Source organism: Desulfurobacterium crinifex, assembly GCF_054656775.1.
Map to the genome: position 1 here is coordinate 405,456 of NZ_BAAHXO010000004.1, position 10,911 is coordinate 416,366.

Consider the following 10,911-nt stretch of genomic DNA (forward strand, 5'->3'; position numbering starts at 1 on the left):
AAAAAATTTTTGCATTATTCTTGAATTCTGGGTGAATCTGTAAAGTAAACATGCGTTACAAAGAAGAAATTTACAGCAATTCTCAAAAGTCAAAATCGTAATCTTCTGAATCATCAAAGTTAAATTGATTTTCTTCCATTATAAATGGTTCTTCCTCTGGAGCTGGAGTCTTAACTTCTTCTTTCTCCTCTGTAATGTGCTGAACCGGTGCCTCTTCTAAGTTTTCAAACCGTGTAAACTCTTTGATAAATGCAAGCCTCACTGTCCCTGTAGGACCATTTCTCTGCTTTGCAATAATTATCTCTGCTATTCCTTGCTCCTCGGGATCAGGATTCTTTTTATAGACCTCCGGTCTATGGATAAACATCACAACGTCGGCATCTTGCTCAATACTACCGCTTTCGCGTAAATCAGAAAGCTGAGGTCTCTTATCCGATCTGTGCTCAACCTGACGGGAAAGCTGTGAAAGGGCAATTACCGGAACGTTTAACTCCTTTGCAAGGGCTTTCAGAGAACGAGATATTTCAGAAACTTCCTGTTGCCTGCTCTCCGTTCTCTTGATTCCTCTCATGAGCTGGAGGTAGTCAACAATTATCAGGTCAAGTCCTCTTTCGCTTTGAAGCCTTCTCGCCTTTGCTCTCATCTCAAGGATTGAGATTCCTGGTGTATCATCAATATAGATTGGCGCTTCTCTTATCCTATCGGAAGACTCAAGTATCTTCTCAATCTCCTGAGGGAATAGGAAACCGGAACGGATTTTGTGGAGAGGAACACCAGAATCCTGTGAGATCAACCTTGTTACTATCTGTTCCCTTGACATCTCAAGGCTGAAAAAGGCAACTGTTTTCCCTTCCCTTACCGCAACGTTGTATGCAATAGAGAGGGAAAAAGCAGTTTTACCCATAGAAGGACGAGCTGCTAAGATCACAAGGTCTGAATCGTGAAAACCAGAAGTCATCCTGTCCAGCTCAACATAGCCAGAAGGGAGACCGGTTACCATCTCCCTCCTGGAAGCCAATTCCTCTATCCGTTTTACTATATCTGGAATAACCTCTCCTATTGGAATCAAAGTGTTGGTAATTCTTTCTTCCGATAGGGAAAAAACTCTCTTTTCTATATCATCTATGAGAATGTCTGGATCAGGCGTTTCCTCTACTTTTTCATTTATATGCTTTGCGACGTCAAGTATCTTCCTCAAAAGAGCTTTGTCCTTTATAACCTTACATGCAGACTCGAATTTCTCATAGCTATCAAGAGCAAACTCTACAACGTAGCTTAAATGCTCCTCTCCTCCAATCTTTTCAAGAAGATTTCTCTTTATAAGTTCATCTCTAAACGAAATCTCGTTGAGCTGAGCTTCTGTGTACCCTTCTGCCACAAGATCTCTGATGAACCTGAATAGGATTTTGTGCTGATCCCTGAAGAAGTCATCAGGCTGAAGCAGTTCAACCCCTCTGAAGATAAAAGAAGGCTGAACTATCATCGAACCAAGAACAGAATATTCCGCTTCAAGATCAAAAAGCTTCATCTTTCAAGTCCCTTTTCAGCAAGTTCAACAGCTTTAAAGAGAGCTCTGGCTTTGTTTGTTGTCTCCTTTGCCTCAAGTTCTGGTACCGAATCTGCAACAATCCCTGCACCTGCCTGAACGTAGACCTTGTTCCTCCTGACAATTGCCGTCCTGATGGCTATCGCTGTATCAAGGTTTCCATCAAAAGAAAAATAGCCAACCGCTCCAGCATAAACACCCCTTTCTGAAGGCTCCATCTCATCAATTATCTCCATAGCCCTCACTTTTGGAGCTCCAGACACTGTTCCTGCTGGGAAGCAGGCTCTCAGAACGTCAAATATATCCTTCTCTTCTCTGAGCTTACCAACAACATTAGAAACAATGTGCATAACGTGGGAATACCTCTCTATGATCATCAAATCGGTTACTTTCACGCTTCCTATCTCGGCAACTCTACCAACGTCGTTTCTTGCAAGGTCAACAAGCATTATGTGCTCAGCTCTCTCTTTTTCATCAGAGAGGAGCTCCCTTTCCATTTGAAGATCTTCTTCTTCCGTCCTTCCTCTCCTTCTGGTTCCCGCAATTGGACGGGTCTCAATAATTCCATTTTCCACCCTGACAAGAACTTCAGGAGAGGCACCAACTATCTGGAAATCTCCATAATCAAGGTAGTACATGTAGGGAGATGGATTTACATGTCTCAGAGCTCTATAGAGAGTTAACGGATCTCCATAGAAAAACTTCTCAAAACGCCTTGAAAGAACAACCTGGATGATATCTCCAGCTTTTATGTATTCCTTTGCCCGTTCAACAGCACTCATAAACTCTTCATTGCTGAAATTAACCTGCCACTCTGAAGAAGACGCAGGCAGTCTTACCTCTACCTGAGGAACAGACTCTCTAAGAGCCTTTTCTATGTTCTCAAGTGTTTCTACCGCTCTTCTGTACTCGTTTTCCAGTTCCCCTTTCTCAGTCAAAACGTAGGATATGATCTTTATTGTATTTGTAACATTGTCAAAGACCAGAAGAGCCTCTGGAAGGGAGAAGATCATGTCGTATAGATAGGAATCCTCTTTGTTCGGATTCACGTTAACCCTTGGTTCAAAAAACTTAACAACATCGTAAGCAAGATAGCCGAAGAAACCTCCCCAAATCTTTGGCAAACTCTCTTCTCTGTAAGGCTTGATAGAAGAATAAACCTCTTTTAAAACTTCAAGAGGATCGTTCTCAAAAGTTTTGACATCCACTCTACCAAGGTTGTTTATCTCCACAAACTTCTCTTTGCTCTTTACCGAGATGAGTCTTCCAATCCCGATGATTGAAAACCTTCCCCACTTCTCTCCCCCTTCAACACTCTCAAGGAGCATATTAGCTCCCAAAGGTTTGAGCTTTAGAAACGCTGAAAGAGGAGTTTCAAGATCAGCAAGGATCTCTTTAAAAACAGGGATCAGATTGTAGCCTTCCCTGGAAAGTTCTCTAACCTTTTCGATCTCAAGCATTTTTTCTCTCCGACAGTACTTCTACATATTCTACCGGAATTTCAACAGTAGGAGAGTTTACGGCCTTCAAAAGTATAACAACCCTCTCTTCTCCACGCTTTACCTTTAGAACTCTACCGATAAAGTTTCTGAAAGGACCATCAACTATTCTTATAAGGTCGTTTTCCTGGATCTTCGGTTTCTCCTCTATTAAAGCCAAATTAATAGCTTTCAACGACTCAATAAAATCCTCACTCAAAGACGGAACTCGATTTCCGAATTTTACCACCCACCTGACACCACGAGCATAGTTGACATTTAGAAAATCCTTAACCACAGAAAATCTGGCAAACATGTAGAGTGGGAATAAGGGCTCAATTTTTTCAACACCTTTTTTAAAAATTCTCACCTTCGGATAGAATGTTTCTATTCCTATTCTCTGAAGCTGAACTCTCACAACTTCTTCCTTTCGAGGCTTAATGTAGACCAAGTGCCATTTCGGTTCATCAACTCCAAACACCTATCCCCTCCTTTTTTTTAACTAAAACTATAAATTTAAGCCAAAAATTTGGTCGGGTAGTGAAGATGAAAGTAAGCGATTTTGATTACGAGCTCCCCAAGGAATTGATAGCAAAGTTTCCGGTTGAACCGAGGGATTCTTCAAGACTCATGGTTCTCCACAGGAACACAGGAGGGATAGAACACAGAATATTCAGAGATATAGTTGCATACCTGAAGCCAGGGGACGTTCTCGTCATAAATGACACAAAGGTTATACCTGCAAGGCTCTTCGGGAAACTTGAGACAGGCGGAAAAGTTGAACTCCTCCTTGTCAGACAACCTGGACTTGACACCTGGGAAGTAATGGCAAAACCTGCAAGAAAATTGAAAGAGGGAAAAAGAATCTACTTTGACGAGGAACTGGAAGCAGTTGTCAAAGGATACAGCGGAGAAGGCAGGAGAATCGTTGAATTTATTTTGAAATCAAACAAGGATTTCATGGAGAAGTTAGAGGAGATTGGTCACATACCTCTACCCCCTTATATAGAGAGAGAAGAAAAGCCTGAAGACAGGGAGAAATACCAGACAGTTTTCGCAAGAAAAGAGGGAGCGGTCGCAGCTCCGACTGCAGGATTGCACTTTACAGAAGAACTTCTCCAGAAACTGAAAGACAAAGGAATTATAATTAAGAACATCACCCTCCACGTGGGTCCTGGAACGTTCAAACCTGTGAAAGTGGAGAACGTGGAAGAACACCAGATGGACTACGAAACTTACCACGTTCCAGAGGATACAGCTGCTGAGATAAACAGAGCTAAGGAAGAGGGAAGACGAGTCATAGCAGTAGGAACAACTGTCACAAGGACACTGGAAAGTGCAGCAGAGAAAGATGGGAAGGTTAAGCCCGGAGAAGGTTCAACAAACCTTTTCATATATCCGGGATACAGGTTCAAGGTTATCGATGCGCTTATTACAAACTTCCACCTTCCCCGTTCAACTCTTTTAATGCTTGTAAGTGCCTTTGCGGGAAGAGAGAGGATACTGAATGCTTACAGGGAAGCTGTTGAAAAAGGTTATCGCTTTTACAGTTACGGCGACGCTATGTTTATTCTCTAACAGTCTTTCTTTTGAGCCAAAGCTGGTAATCTCCGACAAACCATCTGATTACGATTTTGACGGAGAAGTCTTAAAATACAGGCTTTACTGGACAATCTTCTACGTCGCCAACTCAAAATCGGAAGTGAAACGAATAGACAAACACCGTTATAAGTTCTTCGGAAGGGCTTCCACCGCTGGGATTGGTGCATGGTTTAAATCCATCGAGGACAAAGGATACTCTATCTGGAACGAGGAAACAAAGACTCCAGAAAAGACCTTTCTTTCTCAAAAGGAAGGAAACTACGTCAGAGAAAAGACCTACATCTACGATCTGAAAAGTAGAAAGGTCAAATACATAAAAAGAAAGCCAGGGACAGATAAAGTCAAGATAAAGTTCATAAAAATTCCAGCTATTCCCTTTCAGGACATTGTTACAGCCACTTTCTACTTTCGAAAATACGGAATCTTTGAAGTCGGGAAAGAAACGGTCTTCCCAATCTTTGCAGGAGGAAAATTTCAAAACGTCAGCTTCAAAGTTGTCGGCAAAGAGAAATTATCAACACCTTTTGGAGAAATAGAAACCTTCAAAGTCATTCCGTCAAACAATCTCTCTCCTGAAGGAGCATTCGAAAGGAAAGGAAAAGTAATCTTCTGGTTTACAGCCGATAAAAGGCACATTCCTGTAAAAGTTATTGCAGAAGTAAAAATAGGTAGCGTCAGTGCCGTTTTAGTTTCTGCAAAAGGGAGAAATTTCGATCTAAAGAAAGAATACGAAAAACAAAGGAAAAAGAGTCTCTTAGAGAAAGTGATGAGTGGAGAGCTCGGAGGTGACTGATGTTCAAAGTAGAAACACCACTCCTTGCAGTTGATGGAATAATAAATGTTCAGGACGAGGATGGAAAGTTTATTGGAATAGTTCTAATAGAGAGAAAGTACCCACCTATCGGGCTTGCTCTGCCTGGGGGTTTCGTAGAAGTTGGAGAAACCGTAGAAAGAGCAGTTATCAGAGAAATGAAAGAAGAAACAGGTCTTGACGTTATAACCCTGAGGCAATTCCATGTCTATTCAGATCCAGAGAGAGACCCAAGAAGACACGTTGTCTCTGTGGTTTTTGAGTGTGTTGCAAGAGGAAAACCCAAGGGTTCGGACGATGCAAAGGTTGCAAGAGTTTATTCTTACGATGAGATTCCCTTTGAGGAGCTGGTTTTCGATCACAGCCAGATTCTTAAAGACTACCTGACAGATAAAGATTCTATCTTCAAAAAGGTTTAAGCTGCCCAAAAAGGGCAGCAATTTCTACCAGAGAGTGTATCTAAAGTGAACAAATCCCAATATCTGTTCTCCTGCTCTAACTACCTGCTCGATAATATCTCCAGTTTCTCCGCTAAAGAGTCTTGCCATAAGCATTGAGTTCATAACGCTGACATAAGTTCTACCATCGCTCTTCTGGTAAACTGCAATGCTTGCAGGCATCTTAACCGCAAAGAACTTCCTGTCGTCACTGGAAAGCATTTTACCTGCAAGAGGTCCACTGCAGAACTTTATAATTTTCACAGGCCCAACATCTGGACCACCATACTTTAGAATTTCTTCCCTCTGATCGATGACAGTTACAACGTGCCAGCCAGGCAGTTTGTTAATCCTGTCAACAATTATCTTTACAGTCTCATCAACACTGTAGGGACTTCTTATCTCTTTAAAGAGCATGTTAGGAGTTGCAATTTTGATTGCCATTCCACCAAATAGAGCTCCAAAAACAAAACCAATAGCAAGTCCCACGATCAACGTAAGCTTTTTCATTTTTCCACCTCCAAGACGCATATTTCAACGTTTCTAACAGCCTTTAAAGTCCTGTAAGAAACAAAGGCAATAACAGCAGTTGTAAGAACAAGAAGTGAAAGAGCAGCATACTTCGTCAGGTCGTTTCTAAAGATCATGTATTGGAGCGTTGTCGCGATGGTTAAAGCATCAAGGGGAAAGGTGTATGCCCACCATGATATGTAGAATTTCAGTCTTGTGAACATCTTAACCATGAAAGCCAGCTGGAAGAAGAAAAAGAGGGCAATGAAGTAGAGAAACTGAGAAACGAGATCGTCGCTTCCAGCGGTAATTCTTAGGTAACTGATAAAACCTACAGCAGGAGGAGCAATCAGGATAAAGAAAGTTGGTATCAACCTCTGTGGCATTGGATCGTGAAAGACCATCCTGTAGGTGATTATTGTGAAGAGGACAATCCAGAAAAACATTCCAACTGTAAAGTAGAAGATCGAGACATATTCAGGCATACAGTCAACACCGACAATAGGAACGATAACGTTACCAACTATCGGGATAAACCATGCAGGGTTAATGTGGTTGATGTGGAACTTTCCCTGAATCCAGAAGGAAATTACAGAAAACGTGAAGAAAATGTGGAGAGGAGCTCCTATAAACCAAAAGGCAATTGAAACCGGTGGTGCAAAGTCATAGTAAGCAATGGAGAGAAGTAGAAAAGAGATTGAAATTGTGGCAATAAAGGAACTCTTAACAGGGTGCTGAAACTCTTCAAGAACAGCCTCTGGATACTTCAAAAGTTTCAACATGTAAGTCGTAAAGATAATCAAGAAGATGAAAGTATCGATGAGGAGAAGTGATTCATAAAAAATCTTCGGAACATCAAAGAAGTGCCATGCCTTTGCAAAAGCAATAGTGAGTCCTGAGAGCCCCATCACAATAGCAAACATCTGAACAGGGAAATATTTCAGACTTCGTTCCATTTTTCTCCTCCTAAGTTAGGATATACTAAAATATAATTATTAATCCGATTTTTGCAATTAAACAACCTAATTTGATTCTGAATATACAGTAGATATAAGAAATAAAATTCTCTATTCTTCTACGCTTTCTGAAAGAACAACTTGAGAATACAGCCATAGACCTGCCTTTAACAATTCCTTGAAGTAGAACAAGAAAACATAGTAAATTTACTCTGAATAAAAGGACAGTTTCTGGAGGATTGAATTGATCTTTAAAGCAGTTATCCTCGCAGCAGGCAAAGGGACTCGATTCAAATCAGACCTGCCAAAGGTTCTCCACAAAATACTCGGAAAGCCAATGCTCTGGTACGTTATAAAGGCTGCAAAAGAAGCCGGAGCTGAAGAAATAATCGTTGTTGTTGGACATAAAAAAGAGTTGGTTGAAGAATTCCTGAGGTCAGAGTTTCCTGAAGTAAGAACCGTTCATCAAGAAGAACAGCTTGGCACTGGCCACGCTGTAATGTGTGCTGAGGAACTCCTGAAAGACTACAACAGAAAAGTCGTCGTTTTAAACGGAGACACTCCTCTTGTAGAACCGGAAGAGATAAAAAAACTTGCTGAAGTAGATGGAGATATGGTTGTCTTAACTGGAGAGATTGACGATCCCACAGGCTATGGAAGAGTGATAAGAGACGGTCGAGAGATTTTAAAAATAGTGGAAGAGAAAGACGCAACCGAAGAGGAGAAAAAGATAAAAGAAGTCAACACAGGCATCTACGCCTTTGATTCTAAAAAACTGTTTGGAGCTCTGAAAGAGATAGACAACAATAACGCTCAAGGCGAATATTACCTTCCAGACGTTTTAAAGGTTTTTAGAAATAAAGGCTGGAAAGTTGTCCCCGTAGTCGTTAAGGACTTTTCAACCGTTATGGGAGTCAACAACAGATATGAACTCTCAAAAGCTGAAAAAGTCCTTCAGGAAAGAATTGTAAAAGGTCTCCAGCTTTCTGGCGTTACAATCCACAACCCGGAATCTGCTTACATAGAGCCAGAGGTTGAAATTGGAGCGGATACAGAAATCTTCGCCCCTATCTACATTAAAGGAAAAACAAAGATTGGGAAAGGCTGCTACCTTGGAGCTTTTTCTGAGATAGTGGATTCCACAATTGGTGATGAAACGAAAGTTGAAAGCCACTGCTGGATAAAAGGAGCAGTACTTGAACCTGAAACTTCTGTGGGACCTTTTGCAAAACTGAGACCTGGAACTTACCTTGAAAGTGGTGCAAGAGTTGGAACCTTTGTTGAAACGAAGAATGCCTACCTTGAAAGAGGGGCCAAGGCAAACCACCTGACCTATCTTGGTGATTGCAAAATTGGAGAAAACACAAACATCGGAGCAGGTACAATCACCTGCAACTATGACGGATTCAACAAGTGGAGGACGGAGATTGGAAAAAACGTCTTTGTCGGAAGCAATACACTTTTCATAGCCCCTGTCAAAGTTGGTGATAACTCCATCACTGCTGCCGGATCTGTTATAACCTCAGATGTTCCAGAAAACACCTTAACCGTTGCAAGGGCAAAACAGTTAAACTACGAAGGAAAAGCAGAAAGAATTAGAGAAAAGGCAAGGAGAAAAAAGAAATGAACATTCTCCAGAAGATAGTTGAACATAAAAAGGTAGAGGTTGAAGAGCAGAAGAAAAAGTTCAACCTCTCCGTTTTGAGAGAAGAAGCTGAAAAGATGGAAGTCCCTTACAACTTCAAAGAAGCTCTCTCTGGAAAAGGAATAAACATCATTGCTGAAGTTAAGAAAGCTTCTCCCTCCAAAGGAGTTATAAGAGAAGACTTTGATCCTGTTGAAATTGCGAAGGCTTACGAGAGAGGAGGAGCCAGAGCAATTTCTGTTCTGACAGATAAGGAGTTTTTTCAGGGTTCTCCCTATTTCTTAAGACAAGTCGCAGAAACGGTTAAACTGCCTGTTCTCAGGAAGGATTTCATAATCGATGAGTTCCAGATTTACGGAGCAAAAGCTCTTGGAGCATCCTCGTTTCTTCTCATTGTTTCAATACTTTCAGATGAACAGCTCAAAGATTTCATTGCCTTAGGTAGAGAACTGGGGATGGAACCCCTTGTTGAAACTCATGAAGAAGCGGAAGTGGAAAGAGCACTGAAAGCGGGAGCAGAAATCGTTGGAGTGAACAACAGAGACTTGAAAACCTTTAAGGTTTCCCTTGAAACAACGTTACGAATTCTACCACTGGTAAAAGAAGAAGGAAAAATCCTTGTTTCCGAGAGTGGAATAAAGGAAAAAGAAGACATTATTAAACTGAGAAAGGCAGGTGTTGATGCTTTTCTGATTGGAGAAACTCTAATGAAAAGTAAGGAGCCAGAGAAAGTTTTAAGGAAGTGGGTGGGATTAAATTTCACTCATTAAATATTCCATCTGCCTCCTTATTTCTCTTTGCCTACGGATAACGTAATCAAAGACAAATCTATAATGTTCAGGATTGCTTTCCAAATCAAGAAATCTAATTCCAACTTTGATAATGTCTTCTACAATTTTTTCTTTTCTTACTATTTCTCCTAAAATAGGAATTTCCTTCTCCTTTATTTCAGCTCCTCCACCTATTTTTCTAAAAAAAAGAAGCCTCATCCTTATTTTCTTTCCCGGTTTAAAAGCTTTTACATCTCCTTTGAAAAGTAATCCTATTCCTCCCACTGATATGTCATGAACATTTAGAACCAGCGAATAAGAAGTATTTTCTTCTCGAGAAAAGTAAGATAGATATTTTCTTTTGTTTTGATGTTCATATATGTTTTTTCCTTCCCCTATTAAAAGCTTAACAGGACGCCCCTCTGAAATTGTAACTCTTAATGTTTGTCTATTGAGTATTTCTTCGTTTATCAATCTCGGTTGCTGAGTAGTAAGAGTAACTTCTTTATCATCTATAGATAGGACTTCAAATTGAAATAACTTATTTCCAACTTTAGCAAAAAATTCCCCACTATAAGCAATAATCGCCAAAAATTTAAAAGAAGTTTTCCACACAGAAAGCTCTTCTTCTTTACATAAAAGAAAAATTTTCCCCCTTACAGGAACCTCTTGAAAGAAACAAATTACCTCTAACTCTTTACCTGGATCAAAATCTTCCATTTTTCCAGAAAATATCTTCTTTTTCCAGTCCCTGCACCAGTCCCCACCCTCACCTACTACCTACTAATCTTGGTAGTAGGTAGCTCACCTACTGGTGCTGTGAACCCGAGCTATTCACCTGTCCAAAGACCATTTTGATTCTATCAAAAAAATAACTCTAAACCTCAACCTTAGCTTTTAAAAGCTTGAACTTAAGTTGCCTTTATTACTTTCCCAGCTTTGAGGCACTTGGTGCAGACCCAGATTCTCTTCTTCTCTCCGTTTACGATAGCCTTGATTTTCTGAAGGTTTGGTCTTTGCTTCTTGCTTGTAACCCTGTGGGAGTGGCTCACCTTGTTTATGAAGATTGTACTCTTTCCACAAATTGCACACTTTGCCATTTTTTTCTACCTCCTAATAGATATATACTTTCTATAACTTCCCCCAAGAGGGGGAG

At 40.6% G+C, this 10,911-nt stretch carries 12 protein-coding genes; 5 read left to right on the top strand and 7 right to left on the bottom strand.

Going from position 1 to position 10,911, the window contains the following annotated elements; translation table 11 throughout:
* Nucleotides 1-82 precede the first annotated feature (82 nt).
* The 3 genes from dnaB to nusG are packed head-to-tail and all read right to left on the bottom strand — an operon-like array spanning nt 83 to nt 3,505.
* Nucleotides 83-1,528, bottom strand: a complete 1,446-nt coding sequence (dnaB, locus tag ACYQ3A_RS04090; RefSeq protein ID WP_459895830.1) for a replicative DNA helicase — start codon at nt 1,526-1,528, stop codon at nt 83-85.
* A complete protein-coding gene (gene trpE, locus ACYQ3A_RS04095; RefSeq protein ID WP_459895831.1) occupies nt 1,525-3,006 on the bottom strand; it encodes an anthranilate synthase component I in 1,482 nt (493 codons plus the stop codon). Before trpE ends, dnaB begins: the two co-directional genes overlap by 4 nt.
* Complete coding sequence (gene nusG, locus ACYQ3A_RS04100; protein ID WP_459895832.1) at nt 2,999-3,505, bottom strand: transcription termination/antitermination protein NusG; 507 nt, start codon at nt 3,503-3,505, stop codon at nt 2,999-3,001. The genes trpE and nusG overlap by 8 nt, the downstream gene beginning before the upstream one ends.
* 65 nt (nt 3,506-3,570) lie before the next feature.
* On the opposite strand from nusG, the gene queA reads away from it, so the two are divergent.
* The 3 genes from queA to ACYQ3A_RS04115 are packed head-to-tail and all read left to right on the top strand — an operon-like array spanning nt 3,571 to nt 5,856.
* Nucleotides 3,571-4,602 carry a tRNA preQ1(34) S-adenosylmethionine ribosyltransferase-isomerase QueA gene (gene queA, locus ACYQ3A_RS04105; RefSeq protein ID WP_459895834.1) on the top strand — a complete coding sequence of 344 codons (1,032 nt, stop codon included), beginning with the start codon at nt 3,571-3,573 and terminating at the stop codon, nt 4,600-4,602.
* Entirely contained in the window at nt 4,532-5,419 is an 888-nt protein-coding gene (locus tag ACYQ3A_RS04110) for a DUF3108 domain-containing protein (RefSeq protein ID WP_459895835.1), read from the top strand. The genes queA and ACYQ3A_RS04110 overlap by 71 nt, the downstream gene beginning before the upstream one ends.
* The gene (locus ACYQ3A_RS04115; protein ID WP_459895837.1) at nt 5,419-5,856 is read left to right on the top strand and encodes an NUDIX domain-containing protein; all 438 of its coding nucleotides are present in this window, start codon (nt 5,419-5,421) and stop codon (nt 5,854-5,856) included. The genes ACYQ3A_RS04110 and ACYQ3A_RS04115 overlap by 1 nt, the downstream gene beginning before the upstream one ends.
* Nucleotides 5,857-5,880: 24 nt before the next feature.
* Here ACYQ3A_RS04115 and ACYQ3A_RS04120 read toward each other — a convergent pair whose 3' ends face one another.
* Complete coding sequence (locus ACYQ3A_RS04120) at nt 5,881-6,384, bottom strand: DUF302 domain-containing protein (protein WP_459895838.1); 504 nt, start codon at nt 6,382-6,384, stop codon at nt 5,881-5,883.
* Entirely contained in the window at nt 6,381-7,340 is a 960-nt protein-coding gene (locus ACYQ3A_RS04125; protein WP_459895839.1) for an SLAC1 anion channel family protein, read from the bottom strand. The genes ACYQ3A_RS04120 and ACYQ3A_RS04125 overlap by 4 nt, the downstream gene beginning before the upstream one ends.
* Nucleotides 7,341-7,584: 244 nt before the next feature.
* Between ACYQ3A_RS04125 and glmU the strand changes: the two genes are divergently transcribed.
* The gene (glmU, locus tag ACYQ3A_RS04130) at nt 7,585-8,967 is read left to right on the top strand and encodes a bifunctional UDP-N-acetylglucosamine diphosphorylase/glucosamine-1-phosphate N-acetyltransferase GlmU (protein WP_459895840.1); all 1,383 of its coding nucleotides are present in this window, start codon (nt 7,585-7,587) and stop codon (nt 8,965-8,967) included.
* Nucleotides 8,964-9,755 (top strand): indole-3-glycerol phosphate synthase TrpC, encoded by a 792-nt coding sequence (trpC, locus tag ACYQ3A_RS04135; protein ID WP_459895841.1) that lies wholly within the window; start codon nt 8,964-8,966, stop codon nt 9,753-9,755. The genes glmU and trpC overlap by 4 nt, the downstream gene beginning before the upstream one ends.
* Here the strand turns inward: trpC and ACYQ3A_RS04140 are convergent.
* Nucleotides 9,738-10,475 carry a PilZ domain-containing protein gene (locus ACYQ3A_RS04140; RefSeq protein WP_459895842.1) on the bottom strand — a complete coding sequence of 246 codons (738 nt, stop codon included), beginning with the start codon at nt 10,473-10,475 and terminating at the stop codon, nt 9,738-9,740. The two genes, trpC and ACYQ3A_RS04140, sit on opposite strands and share 18 nt — an antisense overlap.
* A 191-nt stretch (nt 10,476-10,666) precedes the next feature.
* Nucleotides 10,667-10,855 carry a 50S ribosomal protein L28 gene (gene rpmB, locus ACYQ3A_RS04145; RefSeq protein ID WP_459895843.1) on the bottom strand — a complete coding sequence of 63 codons (189 nt, stop codon included), beginning with the start codon at nt 10,853-10,855 and terminating at the stop codon, nt 10,667-10,669.
* Between the last annotated feature and the right edge of the window lie 56 nt (nt 10,856-10,911).

Bases quoted from the DNA above. Each gene is read 5' to 3' on its own strand.
- dnaB (WP_459895830.1), bottom strand. From the start codon at position 1,528: ATGAAGCTTTTTGATCTTGAAGCGGAATATTCTGTTCTTGGTTCGATG.
- trpE (WP_459895831.1), bottom strand. From the start codon at position 3,006: ATGCTTGAGATCGAAAAGGTTAGAGAACTTTCCAGGGAAGGCTACAAT.
- queA (WP_459895834.1), top strand. From the start codon at position 3,571: ATGAAAGTAAGCGATTTTGATTACGAGCTCCCCAAGGAATTGATAGCA.
- ACYQ3A_RS04110 (WP_459895835.1), top strand. From the start codon at position 4,532: ATGCTTACAGGGAAGCTGTTGAAAAAGGTTATCGCTTTTACAGTTACG.
- ACYQ3A_RS04115 (WP_459895837.1), top strand. From the start codon at position 5,419: ATGTTCAAAGTAGAAACACCACTCCTTGCAGTTGATGGAATAATAAAT.
- ACYQ3A_RS04120 (WP_459895838.1), bottom strand. From the start codon at position 6,384: ATGAAAAAGCTTACGTTGATCGTGGGACTTGCTATTGGTTTTGTTTTT.
- ACYQ3A_RS04125 (WP_459895839.1), bottom strand. From the start codon at position 7,340: ATGGAACGAAGTCTGAAATATTTCCCTGTTCAGATGTTTGCTATTGTG.
- trpC (WP_459895841.1), top strand. From the start codon at position 8,964: ATGAACATTCTCCAGAAGATAGTTGAACATAAAAAGGTAGAGGTTGAA.
- ACYQ3A_RS04140 (WP_459895842.1), bottom strand. From the start codon at position 10,475: ATGGAAGATTTTGATCCAGGTAAAGAGTTAGAGGTAATTTGTTTCTTT.
- rpmB (WP_459895843.1), bottom strand. From the start codon at position 10,855: ATGGCAAAGTGTGCAATTTGTGGAAAGAGTACAATCTTCATAAACAAG.